This is a genomic window from Orrella dioscoreae, from assembly GCF_900089455.2.
Classification (GTDB): domain Bacteria; phylum Pseudomonadota; class Gammaproteobacteria; order Burkholderiales; family Burkholderiaceae_B; genus Orrella; species Orrella dioscoreae.
This window is the reverse complement of record NZ_LT907988.1, coordinates 4085110-4108930: the sequence shown is the minus strand read 5'-3', so window position 1 is coordinate 4108930 and position 23821 is coordinate 4085110. Positions and strand designations below refer to the sequence as shown.

The window sequence follows — 23821 nt, the reverse complement described above, 5'->3', positions numbered from 1 at the left end:
CGCTTGCCAAGGCTTGACGGAGTCCCGCAAGGGAAAAAGATCACACCATGTGCGGAATCGTCGGTATTTGGGGCCCTCTGGCCGACAAGGCAGCGCTCGTCGCGGCGGGCTGCCTGCGCATGCGCCATCGCGGCCCCGATGACTCGGGCTACTGGGAAGACGCGGACGCTGAACTGGCGCTGGGCCACGTGCGCCTGGCCATCCAGGATCTGTCGCCGGCCGGCCACCAGCCCATGGTCTCTGCCTGTGGACGCTATGTGCTGGTCTTCAATGGCGAGATCTACAACCACAAGGATCTGCGCGCGCGCCTGGCCGCCGCGCACCTGGCGCCGGACTGGCGCGGACACTCCGACACTGAGACGCTGCTGGCCTGCTTCGCCGGCCTGGGCGTGGCTGCCACCTTGCAGGCCACGGTGGGCATGTTCGCCATTGCCCTGTGGGATCGCGCCACGCAGAAGCTCGTGCTGGCGCGCGACCGCATGGGCGAGAAGCCGCTTTACTACGGTTATGCCGGCGCCGCGCTGGTCTTCGCCTCGGAGCTGAAGGCCCTGGACGGCGTGCCCGGCTTCGGCGCGGACATCGACCGGCAGGCCCTGACGCTGCTGATGCGCCACAACTACATCCCGGCGCCCAAATCCATCTATCAAGGCATCGCCAAGCTGCCCCCGGGCACCTGGATCGAGGTCGCGCCGGGCGACATGCGCCGCCGTGACATGCCGCCGGCGCAGCCCTATTGGTCGGTGCGCGAGGCCGCCCACAACGCACGCCAGACGCCGCTGTCCTTCGCCTCCGACGCGCAGGCCATCGATGCGCTGGAGACCGTGCTGTCGACCGCGGTCAAGGGCCAGATGCTGTCGGACGTGAGCCTGGGCGCGTTCCTGTCGGGCGGCATCGATTCGTCGACCATCGTGTCCTTGATGCAGAAGCAAAGCACGCAACCCGTGCGCACCTTCGCCATCGGCTTCCACGAAAAGGGCTACAACGAGGCCGAGCATGCGAAGGCCGTGGCCAGGCACCTGGGCACGCAGCACACCGAGCTGTATGTCACGGCGGAGGATGCGCTGGCCGTGGTGCCGTCGCTGGCCGAGCTGTATGACGAACCCTTCGCGGATTCGTCCCAGATCCCGACCACGCTGGTGGCGCGCATGGCGCGCCGGGACGTCACCGTGGCCCTGTCGGGCGACGGTGGCGACGAGCTCTTCGGCGGCTATTCGCGCTATTTCCGCGTGCAGCGCTGGTGGGACCAGTGCGCCAAGGTGCCCGGCCCGCTGCGCTGGCCCGCCGGCTGGGCGCTGGCCACGTCGGCCAGGCTGCCAGGGCGCGGCGCCTGGCGCGGCAAGGTCGGCAAGATGGGCGAACTGCTGCAGACGCGCAGCAAGACCGAGTTTTACCGGCATTTCGTGTCGTACTGGGCCAATCCGGCCGAGGCCGTGGTGGGGGGCGATGAGCCGACGACGCCGTTCTCCGAGCCGTTCCAGGGCACCACCTATGACGCCATGATGGAGCTGGATGCGGCCACGTACCTGCCCGACGACATCCTGGTCAAGGTGGACCGCGCGGCCATGGCGGCCAGCCTGGAGACGCGCGTGCCCATGCTGGATCACCGTGTCTACGAATTCGCCTGGAGCCTGCCGCTGCAATACAAGATCCGCCGCGGCACCGGCAAGTGGGCGCTGCGCGAACTGCTGTACCGGCATGTGCCGCGTGAACTGGTGGATCGTCCCAAGAAGGGCTTCGGCGTGCCGCTGGCGGCCTGGCTGCGCGGACCGCTGCGCGACTGGGGCGAGGCGCTGCTGGACGAGTCGCGCCTGCGCCAGCAGGGACTGTTCCACCCCGAACCGATACTGCGCAAGTGGCGCGAGCACCAGACCCGCCACCGCGACTGGAGCACGCACCTGTGGGGCGTGCTGATGACGCAGGCCTGGCTGGATCGCTATCGCGCGGGCAAGGACACGGCCGGGCGCTGAGGGCGCCGCCGCCAACTCCCGCTGACACAGACAACGCCGCCACACAGCGTGGGGGCAAAGGAACCCCCTACCGGATGAAGATTCTCCTGCTGGTCAGCTCCATGCACGCGGGCGGCGCCGAACGGGTTGCCGCCACCCTGGTCAACGCCTGGGCCGAGCGCGGCGACGCGCCCACGCTGCTGCCGACGTATTCGTCCAAGGGCAGCTGCTTCTATCCGGTGTCCGACGGCGTGGATTTCGTCTGGCTGGCGGACCTGGCGGGGGTGCGGGGCGGCGGCCCCCTGGCGGCCATCGCGCGCCTGCGCGCCCTGCGCAAGCACATCCGCGCGCTTCGCCCTGACGTGGTGGTGTCGTTCCTGACCAACGTGAATGTCGCGGCGGTGTTGGCCACGCGTGGCCTCAAGGTGCCTGTGATCGTCTGCGAGCGCACCAATCCCGTGGTCGGAAAAAGCGCCGGCCCCTTGCTGAGCCTGGCGCGCCGCCTCACGTATCCCTTTGCCGACATGGTGACGGTACAGGCGCAGGCAACCGTCGAACCTTTCCAGCGCATGGTGCCGGGCCTGCGGCGCCTGGAAGTCGTGCCCAATCCCTTGCCTCCGGAACTGGCCAGCGCGCCGGTGGCGGCCCGCCTGCCTGCTGTGGATGCGCGCCGCCGCATCATGGCGATGGGGCGTCTGGTGCCGGAGAAACAGTTCGACCTGCTCATCGACGTGTTCGGCCTGCTGGCCGACGCGAACCCGCGTTGGGACCTCTGCATCTGGGGCGAAGGCCCGGCGCGCGAGGCCTTGCAGGCGCGCATCGACGGGCTGGGGCTGGCGGATCGCATCACGCTGGCCGGCCGCACCGAGACGCCGTGGGAGGTGCTGTCGCAAGGCGATGCCTTCGCGCTGACCTCCGCGGTGGAGGGCTTTCCCAATGTGCTGCTGGAGGCCATGGCGCTGGGCTTGCCCTGCGTGGCGTTCGACTGCCCCAGCGGGCCGCGCGAGATGACGCGGGAAGGCCAGGATGCCCTGCTGGTCGCCGCGGGCGACCGCCAGGGGCTGGCGCAGGCGCTGACCCGCCTGATGCAGGACGAAGCGCTGCGCCTGGCGCTGGCCGAGCGTGCCGCCCGCGCGGCGCGGGGCCGCTACGCGCTGCCCGCGGTGCTGGGCATCTGGGATGAACTGTTCGCGAAGGTGGGCGCACGCAATGCGCGCGCCGCCGTCAAGGAAGGAGTGCCGCAATGAACGTGACCGAGACGGCGCAGGCCGCAACGCTGCGAGTCGTGCACGTGATCACGGGCCTGGGGCAGGGCGGCGCGGAAGCCGTGTTGCTGCGGCTGGTGGAGGGCGCGGCCCAGCCTGCCCGCCACACGGTCGTGTCATTGACCGACGAGGGCGTCCATGGCGCCCGGCTGCGCAAGGCGGGCGCCCATGTCCATGCGCTGGGCATGCCGCGCGGCAGGCTGACCTTGCCGGGCTTCCTGTCGCTGCGCAAGCTGATACGCAAGCAGCAGCCCGACGTCGTCCAGACCTGGATGTATCACGCGGATCTCGTTGGCGGGCTGGCCGCGCGCCTGGCGGGCGTGAAGGCGGTGTCCTGGGGCGTGCGCAACTCGGGCGCGCACCTGGAGAAAAGCAGCTTCTCTGCGCGGATGGTGTTGCGCCTGTGCGCGCGGCTTTCCAGCTGGCTGCCCGCGCGCATCGTCTATTGCGCCCAGGCCGCGCGTGAGCGCCACGAACAGATGGGCTATGCGCCTGGCAAGGGCGAGGTCATCCAGAATGGCTACGACCTCTCGCGTTTCGCGCCGGATGCGGTGGCGCGTGAGCGTCAGCGCGCCGAATGGGGCGTGGGGCCGGAGGAAGGCCTGCTGGGCAGCGTGGCCCGCTGGGATCCGCTGAAGGATCATGACAACCTGCTGGCGGCGTTGGCCGACCTGCGCCGCAATCCTGCGCGGGCGAATGTACGCTGCGTGCTGGTCGGGCGCGGGATGGCGCCTGAGAACACCGACCTGCTTGGCCGCCTGGCCGCCCTGGGCCTGCGCGATGCCGTGATCCTGGCCGGTCCGACCGATGACGTGCCGGCCGTCATGAACGCGCTGGACCTGCATGTGCTGTCGAGCCGCGCGGAGGGCTTCCCGAACGTCGTGGCCGAGGCCATGGCCTGCGGGACGCCCTGCGTGGTGACCGATGTGGGGGATGCCGCGGCCATCGTCGGCGAGCCTGAGCGGGTGGCGCCGCCCGAGAACAGCAGCGCGCTCGCCAAGGCGATGGCGCGGGCGCTGGACGACCTGGACGCCCAGGGCCGACAGGCGCTGGGCGAGGCGTGCCGCGATCGTGTGGCCAGCCAGTATGGCCTGCCGGTGATGCTGCGCGCCTATGAGCGGACGTGGGCGTCCCTGGCGCCGGCCGAGTCCCGCAAGGCCGGGCATGGCCGCAAGCTGATGTTCATCGTCAACAATCCCGCCTTCTTCCTGTCGCACCGGCTGCCGCTGGCGCTGGCGGCGCAGGCCGACGGTTTCGACGTGCACGTGGCGACCATGGATGGCGACACTGTGCCCGTCATCCGCGGCCACGGCATGATGCACCACGTGATTCCCATGTCGCGCAGCGGCCGCAATCCCGTGCGCGAGCTGGGCACGGTCTGGGCGCTGTATCGGCTGTTGCGGCGCGTGCAGCCGCGCGTGGTGCACCTGGTCACCATCAAGCCCGTGCTGTATGGCGGCATTGCGGCACGCCTTGCGAAAGTGCACGGCATGGTGGCGGCCATTTCCGGGCTGGGGTTCGTGTTCATGCGCAAGCCGGGCGGCTTCGATCCGCTGCGCACGGTGGTGGTCACGCTCTATCGCCTGGCATTGGGGCATCGCAACAGCCGGGTGATCTTCCAGAACGGCAGCGACCGCGACATGCTGCTCAATGCCGGCGTGGTGCGCAGCCGCCAGGTGGTGCTGGTGCGCGGGGCCGGGGTGGACCTGGACGCGTTCACCGTGCAACCGCAGCCGGCCACCCCGCCCGTCGTGGCGCTGATGGTGGGGCGCCTGTTGCGCGACAAGGGCGTCTATGAGTACGTCGAGGCCGCGCGCCTGTCGCAGCGTCGTGGCGCGCCGGTGACCTGGCTGCTGGCGGGCAGTCCCGATCCGGGCAATCCGGCCTCGGTGACCGATGCCGAAGTGGCGCAGTGGAATGCCGAGGGCGCGGTGCAATGCCTGGGCGAGCGCCACGACATCGCCGAGCTTTACGCCAATGCGCACGTCGCCGTGCTGCCGTCCTATCGCGAGGGCCTGCCCCGTTCGCTCATCGAGGCCGCGGCTTGCGGGCGCGCGGTGGTGACCACCGACGTGCCCGGTTGCCGGGACGCCATCGAGCCCAATGTGTCAGGGATGCTGGTGCCGGTGCAGAACGCGCAGGCCCTGGCGGACATGGTGCTGCGCCTGGCGGATGATGCGCCGCTGCGCACCCGCCTGGGCGAGGCGGGGCGCGACCTGGCGGTGCGGGCCTTCGATATCCGCCACGTGCAGGCGGTGCACCTCGAGGTCTACCGCGACTTGACCGACGGCGACAGGGCTTCCACCCAATAGGCGGTGGACGGGTCCAGGTCGGAAACCCCGCTGGGCCCGGGTTCGGTCAGGTCGTGGGCAAGCTTGTTGGCCAGCTCCTTGCCGAACTCGACGCCCCACTGGTCGAAGGGATTGATGTCCCACAGCACGCCCTGGGTGAATACCTTGTGTTCATACAGCGCCAGCAGCGCGCCCAGCGAATAGGGCGCCAGGCGCGGCAGCACGATCAGCGTCGACGGGCGCCGGCCCGGATGCACGCGGTGGCGGGCCAGCCAGGCGACCTGCTCCGGGTCGCCACCGGTGCGCTGGGCCTCTTCCAGCGCCTGTTCGTAGGATTTCCCGCGCAACAGCGCCGAGCGCTGGGCCAGGCAGTTGGCCAGCAGCAGGCGGTGATGGTGCGTCAGGTTGTGGTCGGGCTGTTTGCACAGCAGGAAGTCGACGGGCGCGCCCGTGGCATCCTGGTGCAGCCATTGGAAGAAGGTGTGCTGGCCGTCGGTGCCGGGCATGCCCCAGACCGTGGCGCCGGTGGGCACGCTGGCGGGCGTGCCGTTGCGCACGGCGTTCTTGCCCAGCGATTCCATTTCCAACTGCTGCAGCCAGGGCACGAAGTGCCGCAGGCGCGCGTCGTAGGGCGCGATGGCCTGCGAGGCGAAACCGAGCACGCTGCGGTTAGCCACGGCGGCCAGCGCCATCTGCACGGGCGCATTCGCCGTGAGCGGCGCCTCCAGGAAGTGCTGGTCCATGGCGGCCGCGCCTGCCAGGATGGCGTCGAAGGCATCCAGCCCCAGCACGAGGGCGATGGTGATGCCGATGGCCGACCACACCGAATAACGGCCGCCCACCCAGTCCCACAGCGAGAAGATGCGGTCGGGTGAAATGCCGAACGCCTCCGCGGCGGCGGTGTTGGCGGTGACCGCCACGATGTGGCGGTAGGGGTCCGACACGCCCCACTGGCGCATCCACTCGACCACGCGGGCGGCATTGGCCAGCGGCTCGGTCGTGGTGAACGACTTCGAGGCGATGATGACCAGCGTGTCCTGCGCGTCAAGGCCTGCCAGCGCGTCGTCGATGGCATGCGCGTCGATGTTGGACGCGAAGCGGACCGTGCGGCGCGTGTCGTGGCCAGCCAGCGATTCCACCGCCAGGCGAGGGCCCCAGTCGCTGCCGCCGATGCCCAGGTGGACGACGTTGCGGTAGGCATTGCGTGCATTCACGCCCTCGACGAAACGGCGCAGGCGGGCACGGCCCTCACGCACTTCCGCTGCCACGGCGGCGGGCGGCTCGGGCGCGCGCAGGGCCGTATGCCAGGCGGCGCGTCCCTCGGTCCAGTTGCACAGGCCGCCTTCGAACAGGTCGCGGCGGGCTGCCTCGAAGCCTTGCTGCGCCAGCAGCGTGAGCCCGGCTTGCTCGAAACGCGGGGACCAGGCCTGTGCGCTCAGGTCCACGCGCAGGCCGGCGGCGTCCAGGATGCGCAGGTGCTGCGCATCGCGGTCAGCGAGCTTGCATTCGGCGGAAAAGCGGATCCAGGCGGGGCTGTGGGCGAGATTGCTCATGGTCAGAAGGGCAGGTCTGCGTTGGGAGCCTGGGCCAGGATCTGGCGGCGGAAGTCGTCCTGGATGCGAGCCAGGGCGTCGGGCGTGTCGGCCTCGAAACGCAGCACGACGACCGGCGTGGTATTCGAGGCGCGGGCAAGGCCGAAACCATCGGGATACTCGGCGCGCACGCCGTCGAGCGTGTGCACCTCGGCGCCGTCGAAGCGGCCGTGGCGTTGCAGCGCGTCGATGAGGACGAAGGGTTCGCCTTCCTTCATGGGCAGCTTCAGTTCGGGCGTGGACACACCCTGCGGCAGGGCTTCCAGCAGCGCCGACGGGTTGGCCTCGCGCGAAACGATTTCGAGCAGGCGCGCGCCGGTATAGAGCCCGTCGTCGAAGCCGTACCAGCGCTCCTTGAAGAAGATGTGGCCGCTCATTTCGCCTGCCAGGGGCGCGCCGGTCTCGGCGAGCTTGGCCTTGACCAGCGAATGGCCCGTGCGCCACATGAGCGGATCGCCGCCCGCTTCGCGCACCGAGGTGGCGACGTAGCGGCTGCACTTCACGTCATAGATGATCTGGGCGCCGGGACAGCGCGACAGCACGTCGCGCGCGAACAGGATCAATTGGCGGTCGGGCCAGATGATCTCGCCCGTCTTCGTGACCACGCCCAGGCGGTCGCCGTCGCCGTCGAAGGCCAGGCCCAGTTCACAGTCGGTCTCGCGCACGCAGGCGATGAGGTCCTGCAGGTTGTGCGGGTCGGCAGGGTCGGGATGGTGATTGGGGAAGCTGCCGTCGACCTCGCAGAAGAGCTCGGTGACGTCGCAGCCCAGCGCGCGGAAGAGGGCGGGCGCAACCGCGCCGGCCACGCCGTTGCCGCAATCGATGGCGATCTTCATCGGGCGCGCGAGCTTGACGTCGGAGGCGATGCGGTCGATGTACTGGCGCAGCAGGTCGCGCTGCTGGCGCGTGCCGGCCGGGCCGTCGTAGTCGGGCGTCTCGAGCATGGCGGGACGCAGGCCGGTGATGCCGTCGCCATACAGCGCCGCGCCGGACAGCATCATCTTGAAGCCGTTGTATTCAGGCGGATTGTGGCTGCCGGTGATGGCGACGCCCGAGCCGGTCTCGAGCACGTTCGCGCCGTAGTAGACCAGCGGCGTGGGCACCTGTCCGATGTCCAGCGTGTGGATGCCGACGGCATTCAGGCCATCCTGCAACGCCAGCGACAGCGCTTCGCTGCTGTCGCGGCCATCGCGGCCGACGACCAGCGTGGTCACGCCCGCGGCGCGCGCGCGCTGCCCCAGGGATTGGCCCAGCGCGTGGGCGAAGCCTGGGTTGAGTTGCTCGGGCACGATGCCCCGGATGTCGTAGGCCTTGAAGGCCGATGCGGGAAAAGCCGTCTGCGTGCTCACGCGCATTCCTCGATATCTAAGGGTTCAAGGAAGGAATTATCTCCGATCTGTCCTCTTCGTTTAAGGCTTTTGTATCTGTGCGTAAGGGGGCTGTTCGGGCTTTTGAGGGGCGATTTGCGATGTGTTGCCTGATTGTTGCCCCATGTTGCGGATGGCGCCTAGGTCGGGGGCTGGCAGGGCGCTGTTCCGATCGCTGGCACTTGTGCGGTGCGGGGCGCGCCAGTTGAGGGACTGGCGCATCAAACCGGTGCCCTGACCGAGTCGCGCAGCGACCGCGCCCAGGCAGGGCGGCGGACTGGCACGGGACTTGCTTGATGGCACTTGTATACAACCAGGTATCCAACGCCCGGTCAGCAGTCGATGTGCATGCAGCAACAGGCGCCGGCCATGTGGCCGGACCTTTTCAGCCTTTCCCTAGGACGGAGTCCCTCATGAAACGCAGAACCGCACTGAAACACTTTGCCCTGGCCAGCGCCACGCTGGCGATGTCGACTGCCTGGCTGCCCGCCGCGTGGGCGCAGGAGACCATCAAGGTGGGCATCCTGCATTCGCTGTCGGGCACGATGGCCATCTCCGAGACGTCGCTGAAGGACGTGGCGTTGATGACGATCGACGAGATCAATGCGCAGGGCGGCGTGCTGGGCAAGAAGCTGGAGGCCGTCGTCGTGGACCCGGCCTCGGACTGGCCGATGTTCGCCGACAAGGCGCGCCAGCTGCTGGCGCAGGACAAGGTGTCGGTGGTGTTCGGGTGCTGGACCTCGGTGTCGCGCAAGTCGGTGCTGCCCGTCTTCAAGGAGCTGAACGGCCTGCTCTTCTATCCGGTGCAGTACGAGGGCGAGGAGCTCGAGCGCAATGTGTTCTATACCGGCGCGGCGCCCAACCAGCAGGCCATCCCGGCCGTCGAGTACCTGATGAGCGAGGACGGCGGCGGCGCGCGCCGTTTCGTGCTGCTGGGCACCGACTATGTCTATCCGCGCACGACGAACAAGATCCTGCGCGCCTTCCTGCATTCCAAGGGCATCAAGGACAGCGACATCGACGAGGTGTACACGCCCTTCGGTCATTCGGATTACCAGACCATCGTGGCCAACATCAAGAAGTTCGCGGCCGGTGGCAAGACGGCGGTGATCTCCACGATCAACGGCGACTCCAACGTGCCGTTCTACAAGGAGCTGGGCAATGCGGGCCTGAAGGCGACCGACGTGCCCGTGGTGGCGTTCTCGGTCGGCGAGGAAGAGCTGCGCGGCGTGGACACCAAGCCGCTGGTGGGCCACCTGGCCGCCTGGAACTACTTCCAGACCGTGAAGAATCCGGTGAACGACGGTTTCATCGAGAAGTGGCGCGCCTATGCCAAGGCCAAGGGCCTGCCCAACGCGTCGACCGTCGTCACGAACGATCCGATGGAAGCCACCTACGTCGGCCTGCACATGTGGAAGCAGGCGGTGGAGAAGGCCAAGACCACGGACGTGGACAAGGTGATCGACGCCATGGGCGGGCAGACCTTCGCGTCGCCCAACGGCTTCACGATGGAAATGGACAAGACCAACCATCACCTGCACAAGCCGGTCTATATCGGCGAGATCCGCGCCGACGGCCAGTTCAACGTGGTGTGGAAGACCAAGGGCCCGATCCGCGCGCAGCCCTGGAGTCCGTTCATTGCCGGCAACGAAGGCAAGCAAGGTCTCTGACCGGGAGCCGCCGCGATGCCTATCTGCCTGACGCGCTGGCTGGGCGCCAGCCTCCTGGGGGCGGCGCTGCTGCTGGGAGGCGGCGCGCTCGCCGCCCCGGCTGCGCCTGACACGGCCCCCGCCACTGCCCAGCCGGCGGCGTCGGCGGATCTCGACGCCGCGTTGACCGGCCTGGCCGACGATGACAGCGACAGCAAGCTCGCCGGCATCGCCGCGCTGGGGGCGTCGTCCGACCCGCGCGCGGCCGAGGCGCTGGAAGCCCTGGCGGGCGGCATGCTCTACGTGACGCCGTCAGGCCAGGTGTGGGTGGGCGTATCCGCCGACTCAGGGCGGGACGCACGCGGCGGCGATGTCGCGCCCTTGCCTGCCGATGCGCAGGCCGTGATGCTGAACAACCGCCTGCGGCGCGCCATCGACGGCGCCCTGGCGGGGTCGCGGTTGTTCTCCGCCCAGGCCAGCATCCGCCTGGCGGCCGCCCGCGGCATGCAGCGCGGCGGCGATCCGGCACGCTTGCCGCTCATCGAGAAGGCCTTGCAGCAGGAGTCGCATCCTGCCGTGCGCGAAGCGCTGGAGATCGCCCAGGCGGCGACGATGCTGCAAAGCGCCGATCCCGCGCGCCGCATCGAAGGCGCGGACAAGCTGGGCACGACCGGCAACCCGGCATTCCGGCCCTTGCTGACGGCGTTGACCGCCCAGGAAAACGGCGCCCATGCCGAGCCCGACGAAGGCGTGCGCGCCGCGGCGGAGCGCGCATTGCGGGCCATCGACCGCCACGCCGCGATGGTGGAGTGGGCGGGACATCTCTTCTTCGGGCTCAGCCTGGGCAGCGTGCTGTTGCTGGCCGCGCTGGGCCTGGCCATCACCTTCGGGCTGATGGGCGTCATCAACATGGCGCACGGCGAACTGCTGATGATCGGCGCCTACGCGACCTTCGTCGTGCAGACGCTGTTCCGGCAATACCTGCCGGGCTGGCTGGACTGGTACGTGCTGGCGGCGCTGCCGGTGGCCTTCGTGGCCACGGCCCTGGTGGGCATGGCGCTGGAGCGCACGGTGATCCGCTGGCTGTATGGCAGGCCGCTGGAAACGCTGCTGGCCACCTGGGGCATCAGCCTGATCCTGATGCAGGGCGTGCGCAGCCTGTTCGGCGCCCAGAACGTCGAAGTCGGCAACCCCTCGTGGATGTCCGGCGGGTGGCGCGTCATGGACGGGCTGGTGCTCAGCTACAACCGCATCGCCATCTTCATCTTCGCGCTGCTGGTGGTCGGCCTCGTCTGGCTGTTGCTCAACCGCACGCGGCTGGGGCTGTTCGTGCGCGCCATCACGCAGAACCGCCGCATGGCGGATTGCGTGGGCGTGCCGACGGGACGCGTCGACATGCTGGCTTTCGGGCTGGGCTCGGGCATTGCGGGGCTGGCGGGCGTGGCGCTGTCGCAGCTGGGCAACGTCGGGCCTGATCTCGGCCGTGCCTACATCGTCGATTCCTTCATGGTGGTGGTCCTGGGTGGCGTGGGGCAACTGGCCGGCACGGTGATCGCCGCGCTGGGCCTGGGCGCCTTCAACAAGATCCTGGAGCCGTATGCCGGCGCGGTCATGGCCAAGATCGTCATCCTGGTGCTGATCGTGCTGGTCGTGCAGAAGCGCCCGCAAGGTCTCTTTGCCCCGCGCGGCCGGAGCGTCGAATGAAAACTCCCGCAACCCCCGTGGTCCTGGACGCGCACGCGCTGCTGCATGGCGCGCGCCGCCCGCTCTTCTCGCCGCGCGCCTGGCTGGCCCTGGCTGTCGCCGCCCTGGCGCTGGCGCTGCTGCCGCTGGCGAACCTGGTCTTCCCGGCCGGACATGCCTTGCACGTCTCGGCCTATACCGTGGCGCTGCTCGGCAAGTTCATGTGCTTCGCGTTGGCGGCGCTGGCGCTGGACCTGGTGTGGGGCTATGCCGGCATCCTGTCGCTGGGCCATGGCCTCTTCTTCGCGCTGGGCGGCTATGCCCACGGCATGTACCTGATGCGGTCCATCGGCACCGACGGCGTCTACCAGCGCAACCTGCCGGATTTCATGGTCTTCCTGAACTGGAAGGAGCTGCCCTGGTACTGGTCCTTCACCGAACACTTCTGGTATGCGTGGCTGCTGGTGGTGCTCGTGCCCGGGGCGCTGGCCTTCCTCTTCGGCTATTTCGCGTTCCGCTCGCGCATCAAGGGCGTGTATTTCTCCATCATCACGCAGGCGCTGACCTTCGCCGCCATGCTGCTGTTCTTCCGCAACGACACGGGTTTCGGCGGCAACAATGGCTTCACGGACTTCAAGCGCATCCTGGGTTTCGAGATCACCGCGCCGGGCACGCGCGCCGCGCTGTACTGGGTGACGCTGACGGCGCTGGCGGGCGGGCTGGTGCTGGCGCGGGCGCTGACGCAATCGCGGTATGGCCGCGTGCTGATGGGCGTGCGCGACGCCGAGAACCGGCTGCGTTTCCTGGGCTATGAGCCCTTGGGCTTCAAGCTCTTCGTCTGGACCCTGTCCGCCGTGCTGTGCGGCATTGCCGGCGCGCTGTACGTGCCGCAGGTGGGCATCATCAATCCCGGCGAGATGTCGCCGGCGAACTCCATCGAGATGGTGGTGTGGGTGGCCACGGGCGGACGCGGCACGCTCATCGGCCCCATCGTGGGCGCGGGCGTGGTCAATGGGCTGAAGACCTGGTTCACCAGCGTGCTGCCGGAGTTCTGGCTGTATGCGCTGGGCCTGATCTTCGTGCTGACGACCCTGTTCCTGCCGCAAGGGCTCGTGGGCCTGGCCCGCAAACTGGCCACGCGTGCCGGCTGGAGGAAATCATGAGCGCCATGCCGCCTCTCACCGACCTGGACGCGCGCAGCGCCGTGGGCGATGGTCCCGCCGGCGAGGCCACCGCAGGGCGGGTGGCCCCGCGCGGCGTGGACACCACGCACGGCGCCATCCTGTACCTGGACGACGTCACGGTCAGCTTCGATGGCTTCAAGGCCCTGAACGGGCTCAGCCTGGACGTGGGCGTGGGCGAACTGCGCTGCATCATCGGTCCCAACGGCGCAGGCAAGACCACCATGATGGACGTGATCACCGGCAAGACCCGCCCCACGTCTGGAACCGCCTTCTTCGGGCAGAACATCGACCTGACGCGCTTGGCCGAGTCCGAGATCGCCGCCTCGGGGATCGGGCGGAAGTTCCAGCGTCCCACGGTGTTCGAGGCGCACACGGTGTTCGAGAACCTGGAGCTGGCCATGAAGGCCGACAAGCGGGTGCGGCCCACGCTCTTCTCTCGCCTGACGGGCGAGCAGGCCGACGCCATCGGCGAGACCCTGGCGCTCATCCGCCTGGAGGACGCCGTCTGGCGCGAGGCCGGCCTGTTGTCGCACGGCCAGAAGCAATGGCTGGAGATCGGCATGCTGCTGATGCAGCAGCCGCTGCTGTTGCTGCTGGACGAGCCGGTGGCGGGCATGACCGATGCCGAGACCGAGCGCACGGCCGAGCTGCTGAACACCCTGCGCGGCCGCCATTCGCTGGTGGTGGTGGAACACGACATGGACTTCGTCACGCGTATTGCCGGCGGCGGCAAGGTCACGGTGCTGCACGAGGGTTCGGTGCTGGCAGAGGGAACCATGGCGCAGGTGCAGGCCGACGCGCGGGTCATCGAAGTCTATCTGGGGCGCTAGCCATGTTGAACGTTGAGGGCATCGACCAATACTACGGCGGCAGCCACACGCTGCGCGGCGTGTCGCTGGGCCTGCGCCAGGGTGAGTGCCTGGCGCTGCTGGGACGCAACGGCGTGGGCAAGACCACGCTGCTGAAGTGCCTGATGGGCGTGCTGCCCGTGGCGCGCGGGACGATCACGCTGGACGGCGAGGACGTCACCCGCCTGTCGCCGCACCGGCGCGCGGCGCGCGGCATGGCCTATGTGCCGCAGGGACGGGACATTTTCGCGCGGCTGACCGTCGAGGAGAACATCGTCATGGGCATGGCGACGCTGCCGGGCCGCGAGGCGCGCCGCATCAGCGGCGAAATCTATGAACTCTTCCCGGTGCTGCGCAGCATGCTCAAGCGCCGCGGCGGCGACCTGTCGGGCGGCCAGCAGCAGCAACTGGCCATCGCCCGCGCGCTGGTGGCCAAGCCACGCCTCATCATCCTGGACGAGCCCACCGAAGGCATCCAGCCCTCCATCATCAAGGACATCGGCCGCGTGATCGAGATGCTGCGTGCCCGCGGCGACATCGGCATCCTGCTGTGCGAGCAATATTTCGATTTCGCGCGCGAACTGGCCGACCAGTTCGTCGTGCTGTCGCGGGGGGAAGTGGTGGCGCGGGGCGGGCGCGACGAGATCGGCGGCGAGGACGTGCGGCGGCACCTGTCGGTGTAGCGCGCGGGCGGCAGGCCGCGCCCTCTGCCCTTTGCCGGGCTCAGGGTTCGCAGGGTAGCGGCATGCCGCAAGGCGCGAAGCCGCAAAACGGGGCGACACTGCCCGCCGTGTCGTCGGCCGCGACGGGATCGCCGCCGCGCAGGGCCTGGATCGGCCCCGCACTGCGAAAGGACGCGTAGTCCGCGCCCAGGGCCAGCCCCGCCGCGGCCAGCAGCCCTGCCAGCGCCAGGCGGGCGCGAGGGGAGGATGTCGTCCGTGTCATCGCCTCACCCCTTCAGTCCGAACAGGCCGCGCGCGCGGATGCCCGCCAGGCTGCCCAGAAACGCCAGTCCGAACCAGATCCAGCCATGCAGGCTGCCCGAGGCGATGCCGCTCAGCAGCGCGCCGACGTTGCAGCCGAAAGCCAGCCGTGCGCCATAGCCCATCAGCAGGCCGCCGATGATCGCTGCCGCCGCGCTGCCCACCGGCACGCGCGCAACCGGGGCGTATCGTCCGGCCAGCCCTGCCGCCAGCAAGGCGCCCAGGATGAGCCCGATGTTGGTGACGGAAGTGGTCTCGGCCAGGACAGGTCCAGCCAGCGCCTGGGCCGGCAGGGTCCAGGTCCAGTATTCCCAGCTGCTCACGTCCAGGCCTGCCAGCCCCGCCAGCTTGGCGCCCCACAGGTTGAAGGCGAAGGTCACCGACCACGGTTGGCCTGACAACAGCAGGTTGGCCGTCCCCAGTGCCGCGATGGCGACGCTGGCCCAAGCCAGCGGCCAGGCGCCGCGCCACAGGCGCTGGGCCAGCGGCAGGACCGGCGCGCCGGCAGGCGGGCGATGCAGCGGCGCGACCGTGCCGCGCTTGCGGCGCTCCCAGCGCCGCGCCAGCCATGCCACCGCGGCCAGGGCCAGCAGTTGCAGCGCGATGGCCGGCCACAGGCCGAGACTGCGCGCGGGCTGGACGACGCCGATGTCGTATTGGGCCGTCCACCAGGGCAGGTGGGCGGTGCCGATCAGCGCGCCCGCAACGAAGCTGGCCAGGGTGAGCAGCATGCGCGTGCTGCCGCCGCCCACGGTATAAAGCGTGCCGGATGCGCAGCCGCCGCCCAGCTGCATGCCGAAGCCGAACAGCGTGGCGCCCACGGCCAGCGACACGCCCACGGGGCCGAAAGCGCCCGTCAGCGTCTGGCCGCCGACGCTGCCTGCGTCGAGCAGGGGCATGACGCACAGCGTGGTGAGTCCCACCGCCAGCATCTGGGCACGCAGGCCGGCCGTGCGGCCTTCCGTGACGGCCGCGCGCCAGCCGCCCGCGAAGCTGAAGCTGGCCTGGTAGAGGACGAAGCCGAAGCCCGCGCCCACCAGGGCAAGCAGCCCCTGGCGCAGGTCGATGAGGGAGAAGCAGGCAAGGGCGAACAAAACGATTGCCCCGGTCGCGGCAAGCGCGACCGGGGCATCGGCCTGTCCGCCCCGCCGCGGCGCATCGGCGCCGGCTGGCAGGGTCGTGGCGGTCATGGCGTCAGGACTTCACCGGGCCATAGGCGGGATTGACCCAGCCTTCCCACTTGCCGGCGAAGACGTCGACCTTCTCGTAGCCCAGCAGTTTCAGCACCGTGTAGGCCTGCGACAGCTGGAGGCCGCCGCGGGCGAAGATGACGACATGCTTGTCCGGCGTCACGCCCTGCCTGGCGAACAGCGCCTTCAGGTCCTCTGCGCTCTTCAGGTTGCGTTCGGCGTCCAGCGTGTCGTTCCAGTAGACATTGACCGAATCGGGGATGCGGCCGACCACGAAGTCATCGGGCGGGCGCACGTCCACGACGATGGCCTTGCCATCCTTCTGCAGGGCCTTGACCTGCGTTTCGTCGAGGAAGCGCGGGCCCAGCGAGCCCGGCGCCGACAGCGCGTCACCCGCGAAGCTGAAATTGGCGTGGCTGATGGCCTGCTGGCGGTTGCCGCGGCTCCATTCGTCCCAGCTCTTGTCATAGAACTTGACGTTGTCGAAGCCCAGTTCCTTCAGGAACAGATAGGAGTTCGAGGCGTTCGCGCCGCTGCCGCAGTACGAGATCACTTCCTTGTCGGGCGTGATGCCCTGGGCGGCCAGTTCGGCCAGCACTTCCTCGCGCGGACGCAGCGCCGAGGTCTTGGCGTCGACGTAGAGCGGGGTGGGCACGAACTTGGCGCTGGGGATCACGCCATCCTCGGAGGCGGCGGCCTGGCGTCCGTCCAGGATGACCGTGCCGGCGGCATCGATCTGGCCAGCCACGTAGTCCTGCTCGACGCGGTTTTCGCGCTTGCGGTCCAGCTTGAAGTCGCTGGGCTTGACGGCCGCGGCAGTGGTGGTCAGCTTGCCTTTCCACTGGCTGGCGCCGCCATCGAGCACGTGCAGCTTCTCGAAGCCCGCGTACTCCAGCACCACGAAGGCGCGGCCGGCCAGGGTGGTGGCGCCGTAGATCAGCAACGTGTCGTCGTAGCTGATGCCGGCGGCACGCAGCGCCTTCTCGATGTCGGCATCGTCGGCGTATTCGTTGCGGATGCCGTCGCGCTCGGAGACGTTCAGCGCCTGCCAGGGCAGGTGGATGGCGCCGGGAAGATGGCCGCGGTCGTACTCCGCCTTGCTGCGGACGTCCAGGACCTTCACGCCGCCCTTCTGGCTCAGCGACTGGAATTCGGAGGGAGAGAGAATGATGCCGGGCGCGGCGGACGCGGGCGCGGCAACCGCCGCCAGCGTAAGGACGCCGATGGCGGCAAGGGAGCGCAAGAGGGGGGGATGCATGGTGTTTCCTGGTGTAGCGGTGATGCCGGCTGCCGCGTCGCGCGGCGGCCAATGAAGGTCGGCGTGCAAGCCTGACCTGGGGCCGAGTCTAGGACGGCTGACTGTCCCCTGAAAAAGACCTTCTCCTCATATCGATATCCAGCGAGGGCGCGGCTTCTCTACAATCCGGCCATCCTCTCCACCATTTCTTGCGCCATGAGCCTTTTGACCGCCCTGCAGGGCCTGCTGGGCCCCGATCACGTCCTGACGGGTGACGATGCCGAGCCCTACCTGCTGGATTGGCGGGGCCGCTATCGCGGCGAGGCCCTGGCCGTCGCCTGTCCCGGATCGGTGGACGAGGTGGCCGGCGTGGTCGCCGAATGCGCCCGCCTGGGCGTGCCCATCGTGCCCCAGGGCGGCAACACCGGTCTGTGCGGGGCGGGCACGCCCGACGGCAGCGGCACGGCCTTGATCCTGTCCTTGCGCCGCTTGAATGCCATCCGCGAGATCGATGTCGAAAACGACACCATCACGGTCGAGGCGGGCTGCGTGCTCCAGGCGGTGCAGGACGCCGCCCGCGCGGCGGGCCGGCTCTTCGCGCTCAGCCTGGCTGCCGAAGGCTCGTGCACCGTCGGCGGCAACCTGGCCACCAACGCGGGCGGCACCCAGGTGCTGCGCTATGGCAACGCGCGCGACCTGACGCTGGGCCTGGAGGTCGTGACACCGCAAGGCGAGCGCTGGGACGGGCTGCGCGGCCTGCGCAAGGACAACAGCGGCTACTCGCTGCGTGACCTGTATATCGGCAGCGAAGGCACGCTGGGCATCATCACCGCGGCCACCTTCAAGCTCTTTCCGCTGCCCGTGGCGCAGTCCACGGCGTTGATCGCCCTGCCCAGCCTGGAGGCCGCGGTGGCCCTGCTGGCACGCGCCCGCGCAGGCTTCGGTCCGGCGCTGACAGGTTTCGAGGTCATGGCGGCCGACGTGCTGGGGCAGGTCTTCACGGTTTTTCCCGAGCAGCGCCTGCCGTTTGCCGGAGAAGGCGCGGGCGCCGCCTGGCATGCCCTGCTGGAAGTGTCGGACAGCGAAAGCGCCGCGCACGCGCAGGCGCGTTTCGAGTCCGTCCTGGGCAATGCGCTGGCGGCGGGCAATGCGCTCGATGTCGTCATCGCGCATAGCGACGCGCAAAGCCAGGCGCTGTGGCATCTGCGCGAGAGCATCCCGCTGGCCGAAGCCCGGCTGGGCAAGAGCATCAAGCACGACGTCTCGCTGCCCGCATCGCGCATCGCCGATTTCGTTCGCGACACCAATGCCTTGCTGCAGGCGCGCTATCCCGGCGTGCGCAACGTGGTCTTCGGCCACCTGGGCGACGGCAACCTGCACTACAACGTCGCGCGCGCGCCGGGGCAGTCCGAGGCGGCACTGCTGGCCCTGCAGCCCGAGGTCTATCGCCTGGTCCACGACAGCGTGCATGCGCATGCCGGCTCGATCAGCGCCGAACATGGCGTGGGCCAGCTCAAGCGCGACGAGCTTCCGCGCTATAAAGGCGCCGTGGAACTGGCGCTGATGAAGCGCATCAAGGCCGCCCTGGATCCCCAGGGCATCATGAATCCCGGAAAGGTCCTGCAATCATGACCGGATCGAGCGACTTGCGTCCACGCGTGCTGATCGTCGAGGACGACACCACGCTCGCGGGCAATCTCTACAGCTATCTCGAGAACAAGGGCTTCATGCCCGACGCGGCCTATGAAGGGCGTGGCGCGCTGCGCATGCTGGCCGAGCAGCCCTTCGACGTGGTGGTGCTGGATATCGGCCTGCCCGGCCAGGACGGCTACCGGGTGCTGCAGTCGTTGCGCCAGGACCTGCAGCGCAGCGTGCCGGTGCTGATCCTGACGGCGCGCGACCAGTTGGAGGACAAGCTGGCCGGTTTCTCCCACGGCGCCGACGACTATCTCACCAAGCCCTTCGCGCTGGCCGAGGTCGAGGCCAGGCTGCGCGCCCTGGTCAACCGTTCCCAGGGCGCGGTCACGGCCGCGCCGCGCGAGTTCCACGGCCTCTCCTTCGATCCGCGCACACGGGTCGTGTCCGTCAATGGCCTGCCGGTCTATCTTGCGCGCAAGTCCACGCAGATCGTCGAGATGCTGATGCGTGACCCGGGTTGCGCGGTCTTGCGCACGGACCTCGAATCGGCGTTGTGGGGCGACGAGACCCCTGCCTCCGATGCCCTGCGCAGCCAGATCCACCTGCTGCGCCGCGCGCTGGCCGATGCCGGCTTCGACGGCATCGAGACCCTGCACGGCACGGGCTGGCGCCTGGTGGTGCCCTCGCGTCCGGCATGAACGGGGCCCGGGCGCGCAGGCAGCCCCTGACGCTGACCCAGCGCGTGGTCTGGGCGCTGACGGGCACCGTCGCGGTCTTCGTGGGGGTGCTGGCGCTGCTGTCCTATCTCACCTTCGACGAGATGGAGGACGCGCTGGTCAATGACATCCTGGCGTCGGAGAGCCAGCGGGTCATGCACCAGGTCGAGCAGGGTGATCCGGACTACATGGTGCTGGGTCCGGTGGAGCTGGGGGGCACGATGCGCGTCTGGCACGCGCGCACGCCAGAGGACGCCGAACAGCTGCCTGAACCGCTGCAGCGCATGGCGCCGGGGATGCACATCTACGAAGAGGGCGTGACGGTCTGGCACGTGGCGGTGGTCGACGTGCCGCCGGGACGCGTGATGGTGGTGTACGACGCGACGGACAACGAGGCGCGGGTGCATGAGTTCGGGCTCATCGTGCTGGCCCTGGGCGTCATCTGCTCGATGGGCGCCTATCTCATCGCCCTGCGCGTGGCCAGGCTGGTGGTCAGCCCGATGCAGAAACTGACCGGCCAGTTGTCGAACTGGGCGCCCGGCGCGCCTGACATGGCCGTCGACCGGGATGACGAAGTGGGCCGGCTCATCGAGGCATTCAATCGGATGCAGGGCAGGGTGGACCAATCGATTGCCCGCGAGCGGGAGTTCTCGGCCAATCTGAGCCACGAAGTGCGCACGCCGCTGGCGGTCATGCGCACCGATGCCGAGCTGCTGCTGGATACGGCATTGACCGAGGATGCCCGGGTGCGCCTGCAGCGCACGCTCAAGGAGGTCGACAGCGTGGTGGCGGCCCTGGAAAGCGCCCGGGCCCTGGCGCGCGAAGAGGCCGGCGCGCGGGAGCCGACGCGCCTGGCCGACAGCGTGGACGACGCCTGGAGCGGCCACCAGGGGCCGGCGCTGGCGGCGGGGCTGCGGCTGGACAACCAGGTCCCTCCTGACCAGGTCCTGCCGCTGGACCGCTACGCCTTGCTGATGGTCCTGCGCAACCTGGTGCGCAATGCCATCGAACACGCGGCCCCGGCCACGTTGACGGTCACCTCGGTCGGCGACGGGCTGGACGTCAGTGACGATGGCCCGGGCATCGACCCCATCGACCTGCCTTTCATCTTCGACCGCTACTACAGCGGCGTCTTGCGCGACGTGCAGGGCGAAGGGGCGGCCGACATGCCGCGCGGGCTCGGCCTGGCCATTGCCAAGCGTGTCTGCGACACCCAGGGCTGGACGCTGGCGGTCAGTTCGCGCACCACCGGCCCTGATCGCGGGACCCGTTTCCACCTGCGCTTCGCCTAGGTATTTGCCTGCCTGGCCGCTTTCCTCGCGCGTTTTGACGTTTATTCAATGGTCCGCCCGATACGCTGCGCGTCATCGTGATTAGCAGGGCTTGCCGCAATGGATCGTTATTTCTGGCGCTACGCCGTCGTGTACATCGTGGGTGTGCCGGTCCTGCTGCGCTTGCCGTAAGGGGAGGGCATCCGTGCGTGCATCCACCCTGCGTTTCCTGCTGGCCGGCTTCGCGCTGCTGCTCCTGTCCCGACTGGGCCTGATGGCCTGGCAATGGGACCGGGTGCAGGCGGCCGATGGCCTGTGGCCCATCCTGATCGGCGGCCTGCGCATCGATACCGTGATGCTCTGCATGCTGGCCGTGCTGCCTGCCGTGCTGTCACCCTGGCTGGGCCATCGCGCCTGGCCCGCGCGCCTGACCGCCTGGTGGTATCGCTTCGCCTTTTTCCTGCTGGTGCTGCTGGAGATCTCCACGCCGCAGTTCATCGCCGAGTACGACACGCGGCCGAACCGGCTCTATGTGGAATACCTGGTCAGCCCGCGCGAAGTGGGCAGCATGCTGTGGGAGGGCTACAAGGGCACCCTGCTGGTCGCGCTGCTGGTGCTGGTCGCGGCAGGCTGGCTGGCACGCCGGCTGTTCCGCGATGGCCGCCTCGATGCGCCGCTGGCCTGGTGGCACCGCCCGATCCTGTCGTTGCTGATCCTGGCCGCGGGTTTCATGGGCATACGCGGCACGCTGGAGCATCGCCCGATCAATCCCTCCAGTGTGGCGTTCGCGGGAGATGCCATGATCAATACGCTGCCGCTGAACTCGCTTTACAACGTGGCGGACGCCGTCTATCGCATGAAGAAAGAGCGTTCACCCTCGGCGTTGTACGGCAGCCTGCCGCCGGGAGAAGCGCTGCGCATCGTGCGTGAATCCGCAGGCCTGCAAGGGCCGCCCCTGGACCCGGCCATCCCCACCCTGCACGAGCAGCAGGCCACCGTGCGGCGCGACCGGCCCTTGAACGTCGTCGTGATCCTCATGGAAAGCCAGGGCGCTCAGTACGTGGGCAGCCTGGGCGGCGCCGGCCTGACGCCCGCCTACGATGCCCTGAGCAAGGAGGGCTGGGCCTTCACGCGCGCCTACGCCACCGGCACGCGCTCGGTGCGTGGGCTGGAGGCGATCACTACCGGTTTCCTGCCGACGCCGGCGGAAGCCGTGTTGAAGCTGCCGCGTTCGCAGACGGGGTTCTTCACCGTGGCGGAGCTGCTCGGCCGCCAGGGCTACCACTCCCGCTTCGTGTATGGCGGCGAGGCGCATTTCGACAACATGCGCGGCTTCTTCCTGGGCAATGGCTTCAAGGAGGTCGTGGACCGGGCGAAATTCAAGCGTCCGGCCTTCGTCGGCTCCTGGGGCGCGTCGGATGAAGACATGTTCAAGGAGCTGGATGGCCTCTTGACTGCCGACGGCGACAAGCCCACCTTCACCTTGGCGTTCACGGTCAGCAACCATTCACCGTGGGAATACCCGGAAGGACGCATCACCCCGCAAGGCGACCCGCGCTCGGTGGAGAACACCGTGCGCTATGCCGACTGGGCGCTGGGCCAGTTCTTCGAGAAGGCACGCAAGCAACCCTACTGGAAGAACACGGTCTTCCTGGTCGTGGCGGACCACGATTCACGGGTGGGGGGCGCGAGCCTCGTGCCGGTGCGGCACTTCCAGATTCCGGCCCTGATCCTGGGGGCGGACGTGTCGCCGCGCCGCGATGACCGCCTCATCAGCCAGGTAGACCTGGCGCCCACGCTGCTCTCGCTGGCGGGCATCGACAGCGCCAATCCCATGGTCGGGCATGACCTGACGCGGCAGGCCGCCGGGCGCGCGATCATGCAGTATGGCGACAACTACGGCTACATGAGGTCGGGGCCGCAGGGAGACCAGCTGATCGTGCTGGAGCCGGGCAAGCCGGCGCACCAGTACCGCTACGAGAAGCCGGGCACGTATACCCCGCAGCCGCTGGACGAGGCATTCGCGCGCGAGGCGCTGGGCCACGCCTTGTGGCCGGGCGAGGCCTACAAGGCGGAGAACTACCGCTTGCCGGTGGCGCCCGCCGCCGCTCAGGCCCGCTGACAGCGGGGGCAGTAATAGGTGGCGCGCTGGCCCTGCACGATGCGGCGGATCGGCGTGCCGCAGACCTTGCAGGGCTGGCCCGCGCGTTCGTAGACGGCGGCGTGGATATCGAAATAGGCCCCTGGCTCGCTGTCGCTGTTGACGTAGTCGCGCAGCGTGCTGCCGCCCGAGGTCAGGGCGTCGCCCAATGTCTGCAGCACCGCCTGGGCCAGCCGGTCGCAGCGGGCCCGTGACAGGCGGCCGGCAGGCGTGGCGGGGTGGATGCGCGCCCGGAACAGCGACTCCGACGCATAGATGTTGCCCACGCCCACGACGGCGTCGCCCGCCAGCAGGGCCTGCTTGACCGCCATCGCGCGGCCTTGGAAATGGCGGTGCAGCCACTCGCCGTTGAAGCGCGGGTCGAAGGGTTCGATGCCCAGCCGGGCCAGCAGGGGATGTTCCAGCAGCGGGCCGGCATCGGTGGGGTGCCAGAGCACCGCGCCGAAGCGGCGCGGGTCATGCAGCCGGAACGCCGCGTCCTCGAAGATCCATTCGACGTGGTCGTGCTTGCGCAGGAATTCGCCTGGCGGGACCCGCCGCAGCGACCCCGACATGCCCAGGTGGATGATCTGCGTGCCATGCTCGAAGCGCAGCAGCAGGTACTTGCCGCGCCGTTCGCAGGCCACGACGGTGCGTTCCGCCAGCAGGACATCCAGGCCGGGCGGGATGGGCCAGCGCAGGCGGCTTTCGTGGATGACGAGGCGCTTGAGCGCCCGTCCCGTCATCAGCGGCGCGATGCCGCGGCGCGTGGTTTCGACTTCTGGCAGCTCAGGCATGGATCGCCGCGGGCATGAATCAGG

General features: G+C 69.1%; 18 protein-coding genes and 1 pseudogene. 13 read left to right on the top strand and 6 right to left on the bottom strand.

Going from position 1 to position 23821, the window contains the following annotated elements; genetic code table 11:
- Positions 1 to 47: 47 nt before the first annotated feature.
- The 4 genes and pseudogenes from asnB to ODI_RS22680 all read left to right on the top strand — a co-directional run bounded on the left by asnB (position 48) and on the right by ODI_RS22680 (position 5523).
- On the top strand, positions 48 to 1967 hold the full coding sequence (asnB, locus tag ODI_RS18915) for an asparagine synthase (glutamine-hydrolyzing) (RefSeq protein WP_067754594.1): 1920 nt from the start codon (positions 48 to 50) through the stop codon (positions 1965 to 1967).
- A gap of 74 nt (positions 1968 to 2041) precedes the next feature.
- Positions 2042 to 3193 carry a glycosyltransferase family 4 protein gene (locus ODI_RS18910; RefSeq protein WP_067754597.1) on the top strand — a complete coding sequence of 384 codons (1152 nt, stop codon included), beginning with the start codon at positions 2042 to 2044 and terminating at the stop codon, positions 3191 to 3193.
- A pseudogene (locus ODI_RS22685) lies at positions 3190 to 4350 on the top strand (glycosyltransferase family 4 protein); the annotation flags it as partial. The gene ODI_RS18910 and the pseudogene ODI_RS22685, both read left to right, overlap by 4 nt.
- 39 nt (positions 4351 to 4389) lie before the next feature.
- Positions 4390 to 5523, top strand: a complete 1134-nt coding sequence (locus tag ODI_RS22680; protein WP_067754757.1) for a glycosyltransferase family 4 protein — start codon at positions 4390 to 4392, stop codon at positions 5521 to 5523.
- On the opposite strand, the gene pgi is transcribed toward ODI_RS22680, so the two are convergent.
- Positions 5481 to 7055: a glucose-6-phosphate isomerase gene (gene pgi / locus ODI_RS18900; protein WP_067754600.1), complete on the bottom strand. Its 1575-nt coding sequence runs from the start codon at positions 7053 to 7055 to the stop codon at positions 5481 to 5483. The two genes, ODI_RS22680 and pgi, sit on opposite strands and share 43 nt — an antisense overlap.
- 2 nt (positions 7056 to 7057) lie before the next feature.
- Positions 7058 to 8449: a phosphomannomutase/phosphoglucomutase gene (locus tag ODI_RS18895; RefSeq protein WP_067754603.1), complete on the bottom strand. Its 1392-nt coding sequence runs from the start codon at positions 8447 to 8449 to the stop codon at positions 7058 to 7060.
- A gap of 425 nt (positions 8450 to 8874) precedes the next feature.
- Between ODI_RS18895 and urtA the strand changes: the two genes are divergently transcribed.
- From urtA to urtE, 5 genes are read left to right on the top strand one after another with little or no spacing between them, the layout of a single operon-like run.
- Positions 8875 to 10131 (top strand): urea ABC transporter substrate-binding protein, encoded by a 1257-nt coding sequence (gene urtA / locus ODI_RS18890; RefSeq protein WP_067754605.1) that lies wholly within the window; start codon positions 8875 to 8877, stop codon positions 10129 to 10131.
- A gap of 15 nt (positions 10132 to 10146) precedes the next feature.
- A complete protein-coding gene (gene urtB / locus ODI_RS18885; RefSeq protein ID WP_082985333.1) occupies positions 10147 to 11814 on the top strand; it encodes an urea ABC transporter permease subunit UrtB in 1668 nt (555 codons plus the stop codon).
- Positions 11811 to 12956 (top strand): urea ABC transporter permease subunit UrtC, encoded by a 1146-nt coding sequence (gene urtC / locus ODI_RS18880; RefSeq protein ID WP_067754607.1) that lies wholly within the window; start codon positions 11811 to 11813, stop codon positions 12954 to 12956. Before urtB ends, urtC begins: the two co-directional genes overlap by 4 nt.
- Positions 12953 to 13807: an urea ABC transporter ATP-binding protein UrtD gene (gene urtD, locus ODI_RS18875; protein WP_067754610.1), complete on the top strand. Its 855-nt coding sequence runs from the start codon at positions 12953 to 12955 to the stop codon at positions 13805 to 13807. The genes urtC and urtD overlap by 4 nt, the downstream gene beginning before the upstream one ends.
- 2 nt (positions 13808 to 13809) lie before the next feature.
- Positions 13810 to 14508, top strand: coding sequence for an urea ABC transporter ATP-binding subunit UrtE (gene urtE, locus ODI_RS18870; protein WP_067754613.1), 699 nt, complete (start codon positions 13810 to 13812; stop codon positions 14506 to 14508).
- 40 nt (positions 14509 to 14548) lie between these two features.
- Here urtE and ODI_RS18865 read toward each other — a convergent pair whose 3' ends face one another.
- The 3 genes from ODI_RS18865 to ODI_RS18855 are packed head-to-tail and all read right to left on the bottom strand — an operon-like array spanning position 14549 to position 17256.
- On the bottom strand, positions 14549 to 14770 hold the full coding sequence (locus ODI_RS18865; RefSeq protein ID WP_067754616.1) for a hypothetical protein: 222 nt from the start codon (positions 14768 to 14770) through the stop codon (positions 14549 to 14551).
- Positions 14771 to 14774: 4 nt separating this feature from the next.
- Positions 14775 to 15998 (bottom strand): YeeE/YedE family protein, encoded by a 1224-nt coding sequence (locus tag ODI_RS18860; protein ID WP_082985334.1) that lies wholly within the window; start codon positions 15996 to 15998, stop codon positions 14775 to 14777.
- Positions 15999 to 16002: 4 nt separating this feature from the next.
- The gene (locus ODI_RS18855) at positions 16003 to 17256 is read right to left on the bottom strand and encodes a rhodanese-like domain-containing protein (protein WP_067754619.1); all 1254 of its coding nucleotides are present in this window, start codon (positions 17254 to 17256) and stop codon (positions 16003 to 16005) included.
- Between the two features lie 195 nt (positions 17257 to 17451).
- Here ODI_RS18855 and ODI_RS18850 point away from each other — a divergent pair, with 195 nt between their 5' ends.
- The 4 genes from ODI_RS18850 to ODI_RS18835 all read left to right on the top strand — a co-directional run bounded on the left by ODI_RS18850 (position 17452) and on the right by ODI_RS18835 (position 22982).
- Complete coding sequence (locus ODI_RS18850) at positions 17452 to 18867, top strand: FAD-binding oxidoreductase (protein WP_067754623.1); 1416 nt, start codon at positions 17452 to 17454, stop codon at positions 18865 to 18867.
- Positions 18864 to 19571 carry a response regulator transcription factor gene (locus tag ODI_RS18845; RefSeq protein WP_067754630.1) on the top strand — a complete coding sequence of 236 codons (708 nt, stop codon included), beginning with the start codon at positions 18864 to 18866 and terminating at the stop codon, positions 19569 to 19571. Before ODI_RS18850 ends, ODI_RS18845 begins: the two co-directional genes overlap by 4 nt.
- Positions 19568 to 20881, top strand: coding sequence for a sensor histidine kinase (locus ODI_RS18840; protein ID WP_067754633.1), 1314 nt, complete (start codon positions 19568 to 19570; stop codon positions 20879 to 20881). The genes ODI_RS18845 and ODI_RS18840 overlap by 4 nt, the downstream gene beginning before the upstream one ends.
- Before the next feature lie 184 nt (positions 20882 to 21065).
- The gene (locus tag ODI_RS18835; protein WP_067754636.1) at positions 21066 to 22982 is read left to right on the top strand and encodes an LTA synthase family protein; all 1917 of its coding nucleotides are present in this window, start codon (positions 21066 to 21068) and stop codon (positions 22980 to 22982) included.
- On the opposite strand, the gene mutM is transcribed toward ODI_RS18835, so the two are convergent.
- Positions 22970 to 23797: a bifunctional DNA-formamidopyrimidine glycosylase/DNA-(apurinic or apyrimidinic site) lyase gene (gene mutM / locus ODI_RS18830; protein WP_067754639.1), complete on the bottom strand. Its 828-nt coding sequence runs from the start codon at positions 23795 to 23797 to the stop codon at positions 22970 to 22972. The two genes, ODI_RS18835 and mutM, sit on opposite strands and share 13 nt — an antisense overlap.
- Between the last annotated feature and the right edge of the window lie 24 nt (positions 23798 to 23821).